The sequence below is a fragment of the Paenibacillus sp. FSL K6-1558 genome (assembly GCF_038002565.1).
Lineage (GTDB): Bacteria > Bacillota > Bacilli > Paenibacillales > Paenibacillaceae > Paenibacillus > Paenibacillus polysaccharolyticus.
In genome coordinates this window covers 6,006,509-6,024,505 of sequence record NZ_JBBOCV010000001.1, presented here as the reverse complement: position 1 = coordinate 6,024,505, position 17,997 = coordinate 6,006,509, and the positions used below count along the sequence as shown (strand labels likewise).

Sequence of the window (17,997 nt, the reverse complement as noted above, 5' to 3'; positions counted from 1 at the left end):
TGGTTTGTTTGCTTACGTCAACCAAATTAAGATTTGTTTTGCTCAATCTGCTCTGCTAGCTCGTTAAGTACAGTCCAGCGCTCCATCAATTCGTCCAAGTGACGCTCTGCCTCAGCCTGTTCTGCCATTAACTCTTGCAGACGCGCTGAATCGCTAAAGGCAGCTTCCATCTCCTTGTTAATCCGGGCGAGGTTTGCTTCAGCCTTTTCGATATTTTCGTCAATTTGATCGTATTCGCGCTGTTCCTTGAAGCTAAATTTCAATTTAGGTTTTGCCTGCGTTGTAACTGGAGTCGAAGCTTCAACGCTTTTCTCAGTGACCTGTTTCTTGGCTGCACTCGCACCGCTCTCTTGATTCCCGGCGGCATTTTTGAGCATCCATTCCGCATATTCACTATAATCACCTACGTGCACACGTACAGCGCCGTTCCCCTCAAACGCCAGCACTTTGTCCACTGTACGATCAAGGAAGTAACGATCATGGGATACAACAAACACAACCCCCGGAAAATCATCCAGATAATCTTCAAGCACAGCAAGTGTCTGAATATCCAAATCATTAGTCGGCTCATCCAGTAGCAGTACATTCGGAGCAGCCATTAAAATGCGAAGCAGATACAAACGACGTTTCTCTCCGCCCGACAACCTGGCAATCGGTGTCCATTGGGAGGTTGGGTTGAATAAAAAGCGTTCAAGCATCTGTGAAGCGGTGATCAATGAACCATCTGCTGTTTTTATATTTTCAGCCACTTCCTTGATGTATTCGATCACGCGCAACGTTTCATCCATCTCCTGATGTTCTTGAGTAAAATAACCCAGATTCACGGTTGGCCCCAGAACAACTTCTCCAGCGTCCGGTTGCAATCGACCTGAAATCATCTGTAGTAAAGTAGACTTACCGCTACCATTCGGACCTACAATGCCTACGCGGTCGCCAGGAACAGCAATATAGCTGAGATCGTTGATCAGCTTGCGGTTATCAACAGATTTGGAGAGATGTTCAATCTCCAGTATCTTTTTCCCCAGACGCGTAGAACCCACAGACACTTCCAGAGAGCCCGAGCGTTGGACACCCTGCTGATCTTTCAGTTGTTCGAAGCGATCAATTCTCGCTTTTTGTTTTGTAGTCCGTGCTTTAGCTCCGCGGCGAATCCACGCAAGTTCGGTTCGTAACAGATTCTTGCGCTTTTGTTCTGAGGCCGACTCCCGTTCTTCCCGTTCAGCCTTCAGCTCCAGAAACCGCGTATAATTCGCCTCATATCGGAACAAACGCCCGTGATCAAGCTCCAGCATAACATTGGCCACACGATCCAGGAAGTAGCGATCATGCGTGATCATAAGTAATGCGCCACGGCGTTTCTGCAAATACTGCTCCAGCCATACGACAGAATCATTATCGATATGGTTCGTAGGCTCATCGAGAATGAGCAATTCACAAGGATGGATTAACGCGGAAGCAAGCGCAACCCTTTTTCGTTGTCCACCTGACAATGTCCCCATAAGTGCATCGAACTGCTGTATACCCAGCTTGGATAAAATGCTCTTCGCTTCACTCTCCATCTGCCAAAGCTGAAGTTGCTCCATTTGTTGGTTCAGGCGCATCAGACGTTCATTCAAAGCCGTATCTGATGGATTCAATTCGAGTAATTCCATCGTTTCCGTGTACTCACGCACGGTTCTCATCTCGGCACTGTCACCTTCAAACACTTGTTGCAATACGGTGTTGTTCGAATTAAAATCCGGATTCTGCGCCAGAAACTGCACGCGTACGTCATTACCGATGGAAATCTGTCCCTCATCCGCAGGCTCCATACCTGCAATCACGCGCAAAAACGTCGATTTACCAGTGCCGTTTACACCAACAACACCGATTTTATCCTGATCCGCCATACCGAATGAAGCATCCTTAAACAGGATTTTCTCGCCATAACTTTTTGCAATCTGCTCTACCGTCATTATATTCATTGCACGTTACCCACACTTCTCTATAATTTGAATGCTCTACCCTCTATCAGCTATCCTCAACTACACGATCTTGCATACCAGCTTATACTCGCAGAAAGGAACGGCATCCGTCCAAAAACAGCGCCGCTGCAAAAGCAATTCGTTTGTTCAGATCTTGTTCATTAAACTCTGGATTCAGCATAATATCCATCTTCAGCCGATCCAGAATGCCGATATACGCTTCAGCCAGTAACACAGGCTCAGGTACACCCGCGCTTTCCAGAACCCTGCATACCATGCTCATATACTCGTTCATAAAAGCTTTCATAAACTTCATCAAATCCGGATCATTATTCGGTGCCATAAAAAATAACTTCGTATGATTGCGCCGTTCATAATAATACGTCAGATGTGTCTTGGCGATCGCGCCAAGCTTGTCACCCGTGTTCTCGTGCGCTTGTAATGCATATTCCAGGCGGCTGATAAAACTGTTACAATCCCGCTTGGATACAGCAACAAACAGTTGTTCCTTGCTTTTAAAATATAAATAAATCGTGCCTTTGGCAATGCCAGCTTCATCGGCAATATCGGACATTTTAGTCTCATAGAATCCTTTTGATCCAAATATGCCGTAGGCCGCATCCAAAATCGCCTCCGATTTGTCTCCCTGCACCGTATTCAATCTGTATCCCCTCCCTACAACGCCAAAAGGCTACCTAATCCTATAGCTATACATGCACCAATCACAGAACTGAGCACATTGACCAGATCATTACTCATCCAGGTCCAGCCCCGAGCCTGTATTGTTGGCTGACCACAATGTTCATGAACTTCAACCTCTCGGCCACATACTGTGCAAAGATACATCTTTTGCACGGTTGCACCGAGATAGGAATCAGCGAACGCTCCCGCTAGCCCACCGATCAGTCCAACCAGAATCCAGCCAAACCAGGCTGTTTGCTCCAATCCGCTAATCGACGCAAAAGCAAATGCCCCTGTACCAATTACAATACCGCCGAGCGCAGCCGCTGAACTCCCTAACATAGAAACGCCTCCCGAGGCTCCGGGGGTTAACACCTTCCATGTGAGTATAGAGCGAGGGGGCTTGCGACTGAGACTTCCGATTTCGGTTGCCCATGTATCCGAGGTGACCGTTGCCATAACTCCGATAAAAGCATACAACCACGCTGGATGCGGCATGATCCAGTTGGCCAGACATAACAGCATACCTATACCGCCATTGGCCATCACTTGCCCGGCATCCCGATTACCTGTCTTGGCATAAGATTTCTCCATCTCCTGCTTGCGATCTTTGCGAAACCTGGAAAGCAGTGTTGACGTGATAAAAAATAACAGCAGTGTGCCAAACCAGAACAGATTGCCTGCCCCGTAATATATCGTACCCATCAGAATTGCAGCAAGGCATCCAGACAGGGTTAGCGATTTCTTTGCATAAGCGGCCCCCGCTACCAGAGAAGCGCACACAGCGCCAATAATCCAATCCATAAGCTCTCCTGCATGTGACATCAATACCGTGCACATGACGTTTATATATTTTTGAAAGTTAATTATACCACGGTTTTACGCCAAAGCAGAAACTGAACATGCGGCTAGACAAAACCTTATTTATTTTTAAGTTTTACTTCAGGTTTCCGAGTTACAATTGATCTAGCTCAAACAACAAGATTAACTGAACTACTTCGATTCAGTTCATACACAACAACACAAAACAAGGAGCATAATAACGATGAATATGAAGAGAGTTTTTATTCTAGGCACAATGATTGTTACAATGTCTTTCGCTGGTTCTGCATGGAGTAAATCTACCATCTCCCCCATTCCCGAACCCAAATGGTCTATTGTCGATCTGGAGAACAGCAATGAGAATGAAGATGATGATTTGCTTAGTGCACTGAACCAGACTTCAGAAGAGGAGCTGGCGGAGAAACTGTATCAGGGACATTCACTACGAACAATTGCAGAGGGTAGCGGAGGCGATTTTGCTAAGGCCATTGCCATTCAGATTAAACAGCTTCAGTCACAGCTGGATGAGCGCCTTGCTAGCGGAAGTATCAGTTCTGAGCAGCACGCTCTTCAGTCCCTGGAAATTTCAGAATTGCTCACAGAGAGTGCTAACAAAACATATATCTAGTTCCCGTTTCATTTCAATCTATAAAAACTTCAAGGCAGCGCAACGCAAAAAAAGGAGCGCATAATCACGCTCCTCCTGTTAACACGAATCTATTTTGATTCTGTTTGCGCTCGGTGGCATAAACCTTATGGATTATAGCGTTGATTCAATTACTCCGCTGCCTTGATCGTACATGCTCCTAATGATTCATCCGCCCACGCCAGCTCAAGCACATCTCCAGGCTGCGCAGCACCTACTCCCTCAGGTGTACCTGTAAAAATAATATCTCCCGGCCCCAGGCCATAATGATGACCTACATAATCTACAATATCTTGTAAACTGAAGATCATGTTGACGATATTGCCGCGCTGAACCTGAACGCCGTTCTTCGTCAAGGAGAAATCTTTTTCGAGAAGTGCTACTGCTCCAGGAAATGTCTGAAAGGGTGTGATGGGTGCGGAGTTTTTAAACCCTTTGGCGGCCGTCCACGGGTGTCCTTTTTTCTTAATCACGGTCTGCACATCACGCAACGTAAAATCAATACCAAATGCATAGGCATCGACCAGTTCATCGACACGCACTCCCGGCTTGTAATCCTGACCAATGCGAATGACCAATTCAGCCTCATAATGAACTTCGCCTTTAGAAGCTGGCAATTCTAAACTTTCTCCATTCAATGGCACAACCGCATGAGAAGGCTTCATAAAAATCATCGGTTCATCTGGAACGGCATTACCCAGTTCCTCCGCATGAAGCTTATAATTTCGTCCTACACAATACACATTGCGAATATTCGTCAACATAGAGTTGCAACCACCTTTACTGGATTAATTACTTCGTTCATTGCTTCGTGTATTAGTTCGATTACAGCCTTACAATTAAGGTCTGAAAAAGCGGCTACTCGTCTCCTGAAATGCATCTTCCCAAACATCAGGACGATTCGTACATATCATCACATCCGGGTCGATGGTAGCCAGCTTTTTCATACTTGCCTTGTCATCCACTGTCCACGCCATCACTCGAATGCCGGCAGCATTCATCTCATTCATTAACGCTTTGTCTACATTGTTGTACCCGATGGAGAGGAACGTGCAATGCATTTGTTTCAATGCTACAAGCAGATCGCCGGGTTTGGCATCAATGATGAGACCCGTTTCTAATTCAGGCGCGAGCTTTTTTACTTCAACCAGTGCGGCTGGCTCAAACGATGTGATGACAACATCATGCTGCATATGTCTTTTTCTAATTTCGTGAATCACCGCTGCAGGCAAGCCTGGATACATGTCTCCTTGTGTTTTCAATTCAATGTTTAATCGGACTTTGCCACAGGAACGATCCAAGAGTTCACTCAAGGAAGGTATACGCTCTCCCTTGTAGTTCTTACCTTTCCATGATCCTGCATCCAGTTGTTTCAAGACAGACCAATCGGTATCCTTTACTCGACCTTTACCATTCGTCGTACGCTCCAATGTGAAATCATGGATCACCACAGGCACGCCGTCCCGGGATAGTTGCACATCCAGTTCCATCCACTGGACTTCCGGTCTTTCCATCGCCATATTAAATGCGGCCATCGTGTTCTCCGGTGCAATGGAAGAAAATCCACGATGGGCTACACACAGATTGTTCATCATCATCTCTCCTCAGCAAAACGCTACTTAGTTGGGCACTACAGTTCCATCTGCGTTGACTCGAACGCCTGATGACATCTTAGCCATCTGCTCCAGCAGAAGTCGGTTCACCTCATCAAGCATTGGAACAGCCTGCCCAAGAGCAGCCTCATATGGAATCACCTTCATACTACACACCGCTTCGCGACTGCAACGCGCCTGAAAGACAGCTGTTTTCCACGTTTCTTCATTCGTCGATTTCGTAAAAATAAAATTCCCCGTACTATATGCAATCCATTTGCCTTTATAGTACTCAAGCCCCTGTAAAACATGAGGATGTCCGCCAATAATCAGATCGGCTCCCGCATCCACAAATTCGTGCGCAAGCCTCGTTTGATCGGCATTCGGGGTACTTACACGCTCTTCCCCCCAATGCGCAACGACGATAACCAGATCAGCCTTCTTACGGGCCGACTGAATCGCTGCGATCGCTCTTGTGGAGTCATACGCTTCCGCTACGCCTGCCCGATTCCCGTCTGCCTTCCAGCTAGCCACAGGAACAACCCGACTGAACCCAAGCAAGGCAATTTTCATGCCTTTGCGCTCAAAATAGGCAGGTTCATAAGCCTCGGTACCATTCATACCCGCGCCAGCATGTGCGATACCGTAATCATTAAGATACGTTAACGTATCGACCAGCCCTTCCACACCTTGATCCAGAATGTGATTGTTTGCCAGATTAACGGCGTCAAACCCCGCTGCAGACATCGCCTGCAACGCTTTAGGGGAGGATTTGTAAACATAGGTTTTATCCGCAGCGCCCGTACCACCATGGGTCACCGGGGTCTCCAAATTACCAATCGTTAGATCGTCATTCTGAAACATAGAGCCAAGCTTGGCAAAGGGGTAATCATATCCGTTCTTTTCCAGCAATTCTGCAACTTTTCCGGAAAATTGAATATCGCCGACAAAATGAATGGTGACATCCTTAGATGAATCAGATGTTGAGGTTCCCTTATTGCTATCTGCCTTATCCGAGGCTCCTTTTCCAGTAGTGGCAGGTTTTGTTCCCGTTGTCGGCTTATCACCGCCTGCCCCTGAAGTTTCATTGATACCAGATCCCGAGTTATCTACAGCATCATCTGGCTCTGCATTTGGCTTCCCCTCTACCGAAGCTGCATCTTTATCCGGTACTTCAACTGAATCAGCATCAGACTCGGGCTGGTTCAATGCATCCCCACCCTTATCGTCCGCTCCTGAAGGTGGCTCCTGTTGCACGACCTCTGAATTAGCAGGCTGGGATGGTTGTTGTTCACGTGTGTTTAAGAGGTAATATAAGGCGATAAGACCAATGGCTACAATTAATATTACATTTACAATCCTGATTTTTGTATTACGGGTACGTCTTACTTTTTTCTTTTCTGAGCTTCGCTGTGATCTTGGGGGATACATAAGCAACTCCTCTTCTTAACAATAAATCCATATGCATACCATTATATCAAGCATATTCTGGATGTACATCCTATAAAAAAAAGGCCGTCCCTTCTGTAGATGTTGCTACATTGGAGACGGCGGATCTATAATTCATACTTTTAGTTCGTTGAAGTCAGCTGTGCCGAGGCCTGTATGGACATTTCTTTCGCTTGTCTGATACAGTCCGGTAACCCCACACCCTCATAACCAGCCCCTGCAATATAAACACCCGGAATTTTTTCTCCAAGCTCTTTACGAAGGTTAGTGAGATGCTGAAGATGGCCGACAGGATACTGTGGCATCGATTTACGCAATCTAGTAATCTCGGAGAAGATCGGAGTTGCTTCAATACCCATCGTTTCTCTCAGATCTTTCATGACTAGCTCCGTAAGTGCCTCATCGGGAAGCTCCACATTCTGTTCGTCTCCAGAGCGGCCAACATAACAACGAAGCAAGACTTTGTCGTCCGGGCTGGTATGAAGCCACTTGGTAGATGTCCACGTGCAGGCCGTAATATTACGTCCTTCTTTTCGTGGCACCAGGAACCCTGAACCGTCGAAGACATGTTCCACTTCTTTTTTCTCAAAAGCCAGAACGACGTTAGCAACAGATACATAATTGATTGCATCCAGCGCCGATGTGTCCACATGCGGTTTTAGAAGCCCAGAAGCCACATAGGTCGGCACGGTGATTACAACGTCATCGGCTTCCAGAAATTGTCCGTTATCGAGTTCAACCCGATATCTGGCGTTCTGTGCATCCACACGCTCCAAGGATTGGGCGGCTGTATTCAAACGCTGATCCACATCATGAAGCTCATGGACAAGCGCATGCACAAGACTTTGCAACCCCTGACGGAAGTTCAGAAACGCACTCCGTTTGGTGCCTGTATGTGTCTCGGTCGGCTTGCGTCCTGTCATCATGCCTCGGATTAAGCTGCCATAATCCCGCTCCACCTCTCCGAACTGCGGGAAGGTTGCTTGTAGGCTGAGCTTTCGCATATCTCCTGCATATATGCCCGCCAGAAGCGGCTCAGTCAGGTTTTCCAGCACTTCCGGGCCAAGCCTGCGCTCAATCATATAACCGAGAGATTCATCCTCTGTTGTACGTTTAGGCGGAATTATAAAATCCATCAGTGCTCGCAACTTGCCTGCCGGAGAGACCAGCCCACTTCTCAGAAAAGGTTTCAGTTCTGTCGGGATGCCTAACACCAGACCGGCTGGCATGGGATGAAGCTTACCACGCTGCATAATATATGTTTTCTTCGACTCCGGGTTTTGGCTGACGAGTTCATGATCCATCTCCAGTTCCTTTGCCAGATCAATCATCGCTGTTTTGCGAGCCAGGAAAGAGTCAGGACCTTTCTCGATTACAAATCCGTCCCGATGCAACGTTTCGATCATGCCGCCCATAGACGAACTCTTCTCAAGCAAGGTAATCGCAGGTTCAAAACCAGCTTCCCTGTAATGCTTGCGGATATAAAATGCCGCGCTGAGGCCCGTCAGGCCCCCGCCGACAATAACAATACGTCTTTTCTTGTCTTCCATTAGTTATCAGACCTTTGCTGCCATCGGCTAATAATAGAGTCGCTCAATGTCTCCATATACAACGGGTCACTATTAAGCGAATCGATGCGCATCAATCGCATGTCCATTTCTTTAGCAATCGCTTTGGCTTCAATGTCGAGATCATACAACACTTCCAGATGATCTGAAACAAAGCCAATTGGAGCCACAAGTACATCTTCCACTTGTTCGCGCGAAAGCTCCTGGAGTGTGTCCAGGATGTCTGGGCCGAGCCAAGGCTCAGCAGTTCGTCCAGCGCTTTGCCAAGTGAACTGCCAGTTCGCAATCCCCACTCGAGAAGCGATGGCCTCGGAAGTTTCCAGCAATTGATTCGGATAAGGATCTCCCATGTCAACAATGCGGGCAGGCAGACTGTGAGCACTGAATAGCACTTTCACATCTCCACGCTTCGCACCCGCTTCCTCAAATGCATCAAGCTTGGCACTTACTCGCGCGGAAAGAGCCTGAATGAGCTTCGGATGCAAATGATAACTTTCGATGAAGGACATCTGGATACCAAGTTCTTCGGCTTTTTCTCGTGCACGTTTGATGTAACTGCCCACACTCATCGTGGAGAAATGAGGTGCAAGCACAATGCCAATGGCCTTATGAATTCCATCTTTCGCCATCTGTTCCACCCCATCCTCAATAAAAGGATAAGCGTGTTTCAATCCTTGATAACAGCGGAATTCAACCTCGCCGCGACGCTCATCCTTTTGCAACGTCTCCTGAAGGTTTTTCACCTGGTTATCCGTGTTCTCACGTAGCGGGAAAACACCGCCAACAATTGCTTCATAGCGATCTGTCAGCTCTTTCAGTTGTTCCGGCTCAGGCGGACGCCCTCTGCGGATATGCGTGTAATACGCCTCAACACTTTCCATATTTTCAGGTGTGCCATATGACATCACCAGTACGCCTACAGTATTAGTCATTACTTACCGTCACTCCCGTCTTCAAAGCTTCTGTTGAATATTCATGAATATATGCTGTCAGTTCTTTTAATTTATCAAGAGAAGCTTCAGGGAACAAACCATGTCCCAGATTGAAAATATAACCCGGGTCCTTGATCCCTTCATCTATGATGACTTTCGCCTGTTCTTTAATTAACTCCATTGGCGCAGTCAGAATGTACGGATCCAGATTACCCTGCACCGCAAATTTACCGCCCAAGCGCCTACGTCCTTCGGATATGGAAACTCTCCAGTCCAGTCCGATGACATTCGCCTGCAAATCCTGCAAGGTTGGTAGCAACTCACCTGAGGCCACTCCAGGGAAATAGATTTTCGGTACATTCAAATCGGATAATTCGGTAAAGATACGAGTAATCGTTGGCAGCACATACGTTTTGAAATCTTTGGGAGAGAGTGCCCCTACCCAGCTGTCAAACAACTGAAATGCCTTACCGCCATTCGCGATATGAGCACGAATATATGTAATGACCATATCGCCAAGCTTCTGCATCAGTTTGTGCCACACTTCCGGCTCACTGTACATCATCGTTTTGGTTCGAATATATCCTTTGGAAGGTTGACCTTCGATCAGATAACTTGCAATCGTAAACGGAGCCCCTGCAAATGTAATTAGCGGAACGTCAAGTTCCTTGTCCAGAATGCGAATGGTTTCCAGAATGTGAGACAAGTCCCCTTCCACGTCAATGGGACGCAGACGATCTACATCGGCAGCCGAACGAATGGGGTTATCAATCACCGGACCTATATTTTTCACAATGTCAAAATCAATGCCAAGTGAAGCAACCGGATTCATAATATCGGAATACAAAATAGCCGCATCCACACCCAGTTTACGTACAGGCATGAGTGTAACTTCAGCCGCCAGCTCAGGTTGCTGACATATTTCAAGCAAGGAGTACTTTTCTTTAATTTTGCGATATTCAGGATCGTAACGTCCAGCCTGACGCATATACCATACCGGCACACGGTCAACCTGCTGTTTGAAACTTGCCCGAATCAGTCGATCATTATAGCTCATGTAAGAAGCCTCCAATAGTTTTTGGACTCATAACTACCATTATGCCCTTTTTAAACAGCCGTAACAACCATATGGGGATGTGTTCCAAGTGACAATACTATGACATTCGTTACACCCCTCATGGATATGCCATTTGTGATATACTAAAAGAATCGCTTTTTTTGAGAGTTACAGAAAAATCTTTGAAAGGAAGTGAAAGCACTTTGAAAACGTGGAAAGTCAACCTCATTGTGCTTTGGTTTGGACAATTTCTGGTCAATGCAGGCATGACCATGATTACGCCTTTTCTATCGCTGTTCCTTGCCAGAGATCTGGGCGTTGTAGGTGAGCACGAAATTGGAATATGGGCCGGATTTATTTTTGCAGCCAATTTCCTCACCTCTTTTTTGTTTCAGCCGCTCTGGGGCAAGTTGTCGGATAAATACGGACGTAAAATTATGTTGCTTCGCTCCGGTTTCGGTATGGCTGTTGTTATCGCATTGATGGGTCTCGCGCAAAACCCTTGGCAACTTCTCTTATTACGGTTGCTGAACGGAACCATCTCCGGCTTCAACCCTGCAGCTGTTGCTCTGATCTCAGGCACAACGCCGAAGGATCGTATGGGATTTGCGATGGGGATCAGCCAGTCCGGTCAGGTGGCAGGTACGATTTTGGGTCCACTTATTGGCGGATTGCTTGCAGATGCGGTGGGGTTCCGTCCTATTTTCTACATTACAGGCGGGCTCATCTTTGCAGCTTCCATGCTTGCAATGTTCCTCGTAAGAGAGACGTTCGACCGTGAAAAAGCTGCAAAATTGCCAGATCAATCGGTATTATCCGGATTGAAGGAGCTTAGCAAATCACCTCAGCTGCCGGCACTGTTCGCTGTGACGTTCCTGTTGCAATTTGCGATGATCAGTCCGATGTCGCTCTTGCCTATATATGTACAAAAACTGCATGGAACCGCAGTCGACGTGGCCTTCTGGGCAGGTATGGTTGGAGCAGTTACAGGGATATCCAATATGGCAATGTCTCCGGTACTCGGAAAACTCAGTGACCGGATCGGATCACACCGCGTCCTCACTTTTTCACTGATCGGAACCGGACTCATGCTTATTCCGCAAGCTTTTGTGCAAACGGTGTGGCAACTCATCCTTGTTCGCTTTATGATGGGGATATTTATGGGCGGCTTGCTTCCAAGCGTAAATGCGCTAATTAGGGGGTATTCGCCAGATAGCATGATCAGCCGGGCATTCAGCTTTAACACAAGCACACTTGCTCTCGGTAATATGCTGGGCGCAGTCATTGGCGGATTCCTCGCTGGTTTCATCGGTATCGAGGGCCTGTTTATCGTATCCGGCGGCCTACTATTACTCAATATGGTATGGGTTCGATTCAAATTGTACAAAACACCTGTCCGCATTAAAGAATCGAAGACAACTTAAATTTTAAAACGGAAATAAACAGCAAAAGCCGCTTCAGTGCCATGTCTGGCCTGAAAGCGGCTTTTCTATTACACTCGTCGTTCGTTGAATTGAATCGGATATTCCTTCACACCAAATACAAAAGCGCTTTGAATCGGCTCCAAGGTCGTTTCAGGAACTAGCTGTATCTGCTCCATACGCTGGAGAAGCGTGTGAAGAACAACTCTCGCTTCCAAACGTGCCAGCGGCGCACCCAAGCAGAAATGAATTCCGAACCCGAATCCCATATGTCGGTTCGGCTTACGATCGGATACGAATTGATCTGCCTGTTCAAACTGGGCACCGTCACGATTGGCAGCCCCCACCCAGGATATAACCTGTTGACCTGCCTTGATCGCCTTGCCTCCTAGTTCTATATCTTCCCTCGCAACACGTCCAATGGCTACAATCGGCGGATAATAACGTAATGTCTCTTCTACGGCACTGGCCACCTTGTCCGGATGCTCAAGCAACTCCTCCTGTAGTTCGGGTTGTTCAGAGAGAATGCGCACTGCATTTGCAATCAAATTGGTCGTTGTCTCATTCCCTGCAGCCAGCAGGAGAATGCAAAAATTGACCACTTCTTCCTCCGTTAACTTCTCACCCTCAATCTCCGCATCTAGTAGCAAAGAGATAAGATCGTCCTGAGGCTTTAAACGACGCTGGTCCATAATGTCTGTGAAATAGGCATATAACTCCTGGATATTCTTCAGCTTTTCCTTCTCCAACTCTTGAAAAGCTTCTTCACTATCATCACGTGCACCCTTCACTAGCACATCAGACCACTCTTTGAATTCACGTCGATCTGTAGCCGGAACACCAATCAGTTCTGCAATAACGATGACGGGTAGTGGCGTTGCAAGATCATCAATCAGGTTCATCCTTCCACCCGACAAGTGTGGAGCCAGCAACTCATCCGCAATGTCCTGAATCCGTGGTGCAAGAGCTTCTATCGCCTTGGGCGTAAACGCCTGATTGACCAAATCGCGAAGTTGCTTGTGCTTCGGTGGATCTGTCGTTAACATGCTGGTACCGGCACGGTTACGTTCAGAAGAGAACAGCTTCGGATTTTTTAACACATACTGCACATCTTCGTACCGAAACACATCCCAGCATTCACGATGCTCATCATATCGGACTGGAGTGTTCTCACGAAGTTCTGCATACACCTGGAAGGGAGATAATTGTCGCTCCTTGTTGTGCAATTCCCGAATAGGAATGTAGTTGGCATATTTTCGGGGTGCTTGTTTCATCGTGTTTCCTCCAATCAATAATATATATTTATTTACATATAAGGTTCACATCCATTATAACCACAACTGGATAGCGATTCCAACTATTTCAGCATAAATAAGCCTCTCGTCCCAACGTATGCTACCAACTACCCTTGTAGTGTCGAAAGATAGTTATGTTAATTAAAATAACATTAAAATAATGTTATCCCTTCAATTTTCTCATTACCTCCCTTTCAACTAAAATTTAAATTCAGCCATTTTTTCTATTAAACATCTATTTATCTAGCAAAAACAATGATTGTAAGCGTTATTCCTGTACAATACAACATTTGTTATATTACCTAACATTAAATAATATTATCTCAATCTACTTACATAAAAAAAGAGAATACCTCACACAAAAACCACTTGAAGGAGTGTTTCAGCATGAAAAAACCATCTAACCTTCGCCCTTGGGCCGTATGGAGTACCGCCGCATTTACCGCATTAACTCTATCCCTGTCCCCGATCGGAACTTATGCCGCTCAGGCAGCTACAGTAGAGGTAAAAGGCACGGTCGGCACGGTTCAGAGCTCCCCAGCAACGCCTACACGTAATACCACCATCCCCGCAGTATCTGAAGCTTCCAAACAATCCACACTTCCTAATGTGCTTGTGATCGGTACAGGCGGAACGATTGCAGGACAATCGGAAGACGCAACCAGCTTCCAGAACTATAAGGCTGGTACACTTCTTATTGCTGATATGGTCAAAGATTTGCCGGACAAACAGAAAATTGCGGATGTGAGCACACTCCAATTCGGCAATTCCGGTTCAGGCTCCTATACGATGTCTGACTTGTACGACTTGTCTCAAACGGTAGATAAGGCGTTAGCTCAGTATGACAGCGTCGTGGTAACAACAGGTACAGATACGATGGAGGAAATTGCTTACTTCCTTGATATGACCGTACAAAGCGACAAACCCGTTATTATCACGGGATCGATGCGACCATGGACAGTAATCGGCTCTGATGCCCAAGCGAATCTGTACAATGCCATTAAACTGGCTGGCAGCGGTCGCACGAAATCTTTCGGTACCGTCCTGATGCTGAATGATACCATCCAGCTTGCACGCGGGGTAACCAAGACCAATGACTACCGTACAGATACCTTTGAAACACCAATGCTCGGAGCTGTGGGTTATATTGATGAAGAGAATATCCGGATCTACCGGGCTCCTGCTCGCGCGATGAAACCGGAAGGCACAGCGAAACCTGCATTTGATCTTAGCAAAATTACCAAAGCCGATCTTGCCAAAGTTGAGATCGCCATCTCGTATCAAGAAGCGGGCGGTGGAGCGATTGAAGGATTTGTGAAGAGTGGAGTGAAAGGCATTGTCACCTCAGGTACAGGGGCAGGTGGAATCTCCAGGGCAATGGGGCAGGCCCGTACGAAGGCTATTGAGGAAGGCGTTATTTTCGTCACAACAACCCGAACTGGTTCAGGCAGCGTGTATGGAGGTGGCAAAGGTATTATCGCCGGGGATAACCTCAGTCCACAGCAAGCACGGATTTTTTTAATGCTCGGACTGTCTTTCAGCGATGATTTTGATACGATTAAAAAATGGTTTGAAACATACGGCACCCCTGAAGTATAAGTCAGTGAAAAATAATTGCCAGATGTAATTGAAAAGGCCAAAGCAGAGGTTCATCCTGCTTTGGCCTTTTTTCCCGTCCTACTAGCCTTTATAATGAATAATAGCTTACATTCGGAAAGGAACATAACACGTATGAATTACTATTTTCTCGAATCTCAGTATCCCCGCACCGGATTCATCAGTGGCGGCACAACCTTCACTCCCGAAATGGATACCAATTATTCGGCTATAGATTATCCGTTGCCTGATGATACAAAGGCCGAGGTCGAACTTTTTTCATCGGTACGTAGCTTGAAGGTAGACTATTTCGAAACCGTTACAGGTACCCGTGTTGTATCGAACGCTTTCAAAACGCTGTTGGAAGAAACCGGAACGAACGTGCAGTTTATTCCCGCCGTTGTCCGTTATCATAATGACCGCCCAGTTGAAAAGACATACTGGATCGCACATCTCCTGAAACAAGTGGATTGCTTCGATTATGAAAGGTCGGAATACGGACGAAAAGCGGTCATTGCCGCTTCGGTGCACCAGCCACCACGTAAACTTGTCAAAGTGATTTCAAAACTTGTTCTTGATCCGGGCAAAATCGGCGGGCACCATTTCTTCATGCTGGCACATGTACAACTACTGAAACCGATCATCTCAAGTGAATTGTACGACACATGCAAAAAGCATAAATTAAAACTACATGTCACTACGGTATAGTTTGACATTTAACTTAGCTTTCAACGGAGTTTCGAATGACCTATTTCACCCAAGCCAGTGCCAAACCGTCATAGTCCGGAAGCATGGTTGTAACCAGACGTGGGTCATTTGCCATCTGCTCGTTGAAACGACGCACAGCAAGCACGGCCGGGCCTTGCTTGTCCGGATTAAGCGTGCGACCGCGCAGGAAACAGTTGTCACCTACAATGACTGCACCCGGACGCGCAAGGCGAATTGCATAATCCAGATAAACCGGATAGTTTTCCTTATCTGCGTCAATAAAGAAGAAATCAAAGGTACGTCCTTCCTGTGCCAGTTGCTCCAGGCTATCTGCCGCAGGCCCGATCCGGTACTCGACTTGACTGCCGAACCCACTTTCCTCCAAATGTCCGCGAGCCATATCCGCGTATTCTTCTTTCAGCTCAAGGGAAGTCAGACTCCCCCCTTCGCTCAGCCCACGAGCAAGGCAGATGCCGCTGTAACCGCCGAGCACACCGATTTCGAGCACAGCTTCAGCTTTAGAGGTTTTGGCCAGAAAGGTGAGCAAGCGTCCATACGCCGCAGCCACCGAAACCTCCGGCATGCCATTTGCCCGAATGGCCTCTTTTACTTTTAACAAGAGCTCATCCTCTTGAAATAATTGATTTACATATTCGTCCGGGGTCAGATTCACCACGAAGTTCCTCCTTGCACATTTGGACTACTTTCCATATCAATGCCCCCAGGTAGCTTTCTTTATAAATACCCTGGATAGCTTTTCATATGGATGCCAATGTTTTATAATGAATGTTTGTTATCCAACACAGACTATTGAACGTTGCATTACCTGCATTGAAGTTTTTGCGGTTAAGCCGCATTACTCATTGTAAGTTTTTTCACGGGAAGCGGCAAGGCCGCACCGTTACTATATTGGCCGCGAGAGGCTTAAGCCAGCTGCGGCTCGAAATGGAGTTGAATGAATTCATATGGCTCGATTGCAATTAATTGCAACCTCCGCGATGGGACTTGAGGCTGTTGTAGCCCGCGAACTGAAACAGTTGGGGTATGAGGATGCCAAGGTCGATAATGGCCGCGTATTTTTCACAGGAGATTACATTGATATTTGTCGCTGTAACCTGTGGCTGAGAAGTTCGGACCGCGTGCTGGTCAACATGGGGGAATTCCCCGCAACTACATTTGACGAATTGTTTGAGGGTACCAAAGCATTGCCCTGGGAAGAATGGATTCCGGCAGATGGTGAATTCCCGGTTGAAGGACGATCACAGAAATCACAACTAAGTAGCGTGCCAGCTTCACAAGGTATTGTCAAAAAGGCAATTGTTGAAAAATTGAAGCTGACGCATCACACCGAATGGTTCCCTGAAGATGGAGCCCGTTATGTGGTCGAAGTCATTCTCTTGAATGACCGCGCTCTGATTACACTGGACACAACAGGCCCAGGACTCCATAAACGCGGATACCGCAAACTAGTTACAGAAGCGCCACTGAAAGAAACACTGGCAGCTGCTCTGATTCAGCTTAGTCGCTGGAATGTTTCCCGCCCGTTCTACGATCCATGCTGCGGTTCTGGCACCATGCTGATTGAAGCAGCCATGATTGGATGGAATATCGCACCGGGACTTCGCCGTACTTTTAACTCCGAGAACTGGGACGTAATTCCTGCTGAACTGTGGGAACAGGCACGTGAGGAGGCATTTGATGCCGTGCGTGATGATGTGCCTCTGCAGATTTCAGGAAGCGACATCGACCCTGAAGCGATTGAGGTTGCGCAAGCGGCGATCAAAAGTGCGGGCTTTGCCAAAGATATCGAAGTCAGCGTGCTGCCAGCACACCGAGCCAGACCTCAAGGAGAATATGGAGTTATTATTACCAACCCACCATATGGCGAACGTCTGAGTGAAGAAAAAGAAGTACAGAAGCTACTTCGTTCCCTCGGTCGCTCTTATCTGGATATGCCAACGTGGTCGTTTTTTGCCATAACCTCCACCAAAGCATTTGAAGAGTATTTCGGACACAAAGCGGACAAGCGTCGCAAATTGTTCAACGGACGGATTGAAACTCAGTACTATCAATATTTGGGGCCATTGCCGCCACGCAACAAAACACCGCAAGCTTAAAGACACTTATGGTTAAGAAACGCTCTGACCTTTACGGTTGGAGCGTTTTTCTTTTGTTTGATCACTAACCAGCCAACAAAAGCAGGACTTCATACCTTATCAGAAGGGCTTGTATGACATGCGAGTATGAAGATGAGCATAGTTGAAAT

Annotated in this window: 16 protein-coding genes; 5 read left to right on the top strand and 11 right to left on the bottom strand. The window is 46.9% G+C overall.

Annotation, left to right across the window (positions count from 1 at the left end):
* Nucleotides 1–26: 26 nt before the first annotated feature.
* The 3 genes from MHI38_RS26190 to MHI38_RS26180 all read right to left on the bottom strand — a co-directional run bounded on the left by MHI38_RS26190 (nt 27) and on the right by MHI38_RS26180 (nt 3,449).
* Nucleotides 27–1,964 carry an ABC-F family ATP-binding cassette domain-containing protein gene (locus tag MHI38_RS26190; RefSeq protein ID WP_253495675.1) on the bottom strand — a complete coding sequence of 646 codons (1,938 nt, stop codon included), beginning with the start codon at nt 1,962–1,964 and terminating at the stop codon, nt 27–29.
* 82 nt (nt 1,965–2,046) lie between these two features.
* Nucleotides 2,047–2,625 (bottom strand): TetR/AcrR family transcriptional regulator, encoded by a 579-nt coding sequence (locus tag MHI38_RS26185; protein ID WP_090924715.1) that lies wholly within the window; start codon nt 2,623–2,625, stop codon nt 2,047–2,049.
* 14 nt (nt 2,626–2,639) lie between these two features.
* Entirely contained in the window at nt 2,640–3,449 is an 810-nt protein-coding gene (locus MHI38_RS26180) for a DUF92 domain-containing protein (RefSeq protein ID WP_154886593.1), read from the bottom strand.
* 241 nt (nt 3,450–3,690) lie between these two features.
* On the opposite strand from MHI38_RS26180, the gene MHI38_RS26175 reads away from it, so the two are divergent.
* Nucleotides 3,691–4,095: a hypothetical protein gene (locus MHI38_RS26175; RefSeq protein ID WP_154886595.1), complete on the top strand. Its 405-nt coding sequence runs from the start codon at nt 3,691–3,693 to the stop codon at nt 4,093–4,095.
* Between the two features lie 149 nt (nt 4,096–4,244).
* Here MHI38_RS26175 and MHI38_RS26170 read toward each other — a convergent pair whose 3' ends face one another.
* The 6 genes from MHI38_RS26170 to hemE form a co-directional block, all read right to left on the bottom strand.
* Nucleotides 4,245–4,877 carry a fumarylacetoacetate hydrolase family protein gene (locus MHI38_RS26170; protein WP_154886597.1) on the bottom strand — a complete coding sequence of 211 codons (633 nt, stop codon included), beginning with the start codon at nt 4,875–4,877 and terminating at the stop codon, nt 4,245–4,247.
* 75 nt (nt 4,878–4,952) lie between these two features.
* Nucleotides 4,953–5,705, bottom strand: coding sequence for a glycerophosphodiester phosphodiesterase (locus MHI38_RS26165; protein ID WP_154887422.1), 753 nt, complete (start codon nt 5,703–5,705; stop codon nt 4,953–4,955).
* A gap of 27 nt (nt 5,706–5,732) precedes the next feature.
* A complete protein-coding gene (locus MHI38_RS26160) occupies nt 5,733–7,136 on the bottom strand; it encodes a CapA family protein (RefSeq protein WP_341181858.1) in 1,404 nt (467 codons plus the stop codon).
* Nucleotides 7,137–7,276: 140 nt separating this feature from the next.
* Nucleotides 7,277–8,704: a protoporphyrinogen oxidase gene (hemY, locus tag MHI38_RS26155; protein ID WP_221786515.1), complete on the bottom strand. Its 1,428-nt coding sequence runs from the start codon at nt 8,702–8,704 to the stop codon at nt 7,277–7,279.
* Nucleotides 8,704–9,654 carry a ferrochelatase gene (gene hemH / locus MHI38_RS26150; protein ID WP_154886603.1) on the bottom strand — a complete coding sequence of 317 codons (951 nt, stop codon included), beginning with the start codon at nt 9,652–9,654 and terminating at the stop codon, nt 8,704–8,706. Before hemH ends, hemY begins: the two co-directional genes overlap by 1 nt.
* Entirely contained in the window at nt 9,647–10,711 is a 1,065-nt protein-coding gene (gene hemE / locus MHI38_RS26145) for a uroporphyrinogen decarboxylase (RefSeq protein WP_090924707.1), read from the bottom strand. Before hemE ends, hemH begins: the two co-directional genes overlap by 8 nt.
* Nucleotides 10,712–10,914: 203 nt before the next feature.
* Here hemE and MHI38_RS26140 point away from each other — a divergent pair, with 203 nt between their 5' ends.
* A complete protein-coding gene (locus tag MHI38_RS26140) occupies nt 10,915–12,135 on the top strand; it encodes an MFS transporter (protein ID WP_154886605.1) in 1,221 nt (406 codons plus the stop codon).
* A gap of 68 nt (nt 12,136–12,203) precedes the next feature.
* Here the strand turns inward: MHI38_RS26140 and MHI38_RS26135 are convergent, their stop codons facing one another.
* Nucleotides 12,204–13,406, bottom strand: a complete 1,203-nt coding sequence (locus MHI38_RS26135; protein ID WP_154886607.1) for a cytochrome P450 — start codon at nt 13,404–13,406, stop codon at nt 12,204–12,206.
* 408 nt (nt 13,407–13,814) lie between these two features.
* Here MHI38_RS26135 and MHI38_RS26130 point away from each other — a divergent pair, with 408 nt between their 5' ends.
* Both MHI38_RS26130 and MHI38_RS26125 read left to right on the top strand, forming a co-directional pair.
* Nucleotides 13,815–15,026, top strand: a complete 1,212-nt coding sequence (locus tag MHI38_RS26130) for an asparaginase domain-containing protein (RefSeq protein WP_154886609.1) — start codon at nt 13,815–13,817, stop codon at nt 15,024–15,026.
* A gap of 132 nt (nt 15,027–15,158) precedes the next feature.
* Nucleotides 15,159–15,731, top strand: coding sequence for an imm11 family protein (locus tag MHI38_RS26125; protein ID WP_154886611.1), 573 nt, complete (start codon nt 15,159–15,161; stop codon nt 15,729–15,731).
* A gap of 40 nt (nt 15,732–15,771) precedes the next feature.
* On the opposite strand, the gene MHI38_RS26120 is transcribed toward MHI38_RS26125, so the two are convergent.
* Nucleotides 15,772–16,404, bottom strand: coding sequence for an O-methyltransferase (locus MHI38_RS26120; RefSeq protein WP_154886613.1), 633 nt, complete (start codon nt 16,402–16,404; stop codon nt 15,772–15,774).
* Between the two features lie 292 nt (nt 16,405–16,696).
* On the opposite strand from MHI38_RS26120, the gene MHI38_RS26115 reads away from it, so the two are divergent.
* Entirely contained in the window at nt 16,697–17,848 is a 1,152-nt protein-coding gene (locus MHI38_RS26115; RefSeq protein WP_090920483.1) for a THUMP domain-containing class I SAM-dependent RNA methyltransferase, read from the top strand.
* The last annotated feature ends 149 nt before the right edge of the window (nt 17,849–17,997 follow it).

Excerpts from the sequence above, each read along its gene's own strand:
- MHI38_RS26190 (WP_253495675.1), bottom strand. The coding sequence starts at position 1,964 with ATGAATATAATGACGGTAGAGCAGATTGCAAAAAGTTATGGCGAGAAA.
- MHI38_RS26180 (WP_154886593.1), bottom strand. The coding sequence starts at position 3,449 with ATGGATTGGATTATTGGCGCTGTGTGCGCTTCTCTGGTAGCGGGGGCC.
- MHI38_RS26175 (WP_154886595.1), top strand. The coding sequence starts at position 3,691 with ATGAATATGAAGAGAGTTTTTATTCTAGGCACAATGATTGTTACAATG.
- MHI38_RS26170 (WP_154886597.1), bottom strand. The coding sequence starts at position 4,877 with ATGTTGACGAATATTCGCAATGTGTATTGTGTAGGACGAAATTATAAG.
- MHI38_RS26165 (WP_154887422.1), bottom strand. The coding sequence starts at position 5,705 with ATGAACAATCTGTGTGTAGCCCATCGTGGATTTTCTTCCATTGCACCG.
- MHI38_RS26160 (WP_341181858.1), bottom strand. The coding sequence starts at position 7,136 with ATGTATCCCCCAAGATCACAGCGAAGCTCAGAAAAGAAAAAAGTAAGA.
- hemY (WP_221786515.1), bottom strand. The coding sequence starts at position 8,704 with ATGGAAGACAAGAAAAGACGTATTGTTATTGTCGGCGGGGGCCTGACG.
- hemH (WP_154886603.1), bottom strand. The coding sequence starts at position 9,654 with ATGACTAATACTGTAGGCGTACTGGTGATGTCATATGGCACACCTGAA.
- hemE (WP_090924707.1), bottom strand. The coding sequence starts at position 10,711 with ATGAGCTATAATGATCGACTGATTCGGGCAAGTTTCAAACAGCAGGTT.
- MHI38_RS26135 (WP_154886607.1), bottom strand. The coding sequence starts at position 13,406 with ATGAAACAAGCACCCCGAAAATATGCCAACTACATTCCTATTCGGGAA.
- MHI38_RS26130 (WP_154886609.1), top strand. The coding sequence starts at position 13,815 with ATGAAAAAACCATCTAACCTTCGCCCTTGGGCCGTATGGAGTACCGCC.
- MHI38_RS26125 (WP_154886611.1), top strand. The coding sequence starts at position 15,159 with ATGAATTACTATTTTCTCGAATCTCAGTATCCCCGCACCGGATTCATC.
- MHI38_RS26115 (WP_090920483.1), top strand. The coding sequence starts at position 16,697 with ATGGCTCGATTGCAATTAATTGCAACCTCCGCGATGGGACTTGAGGCT.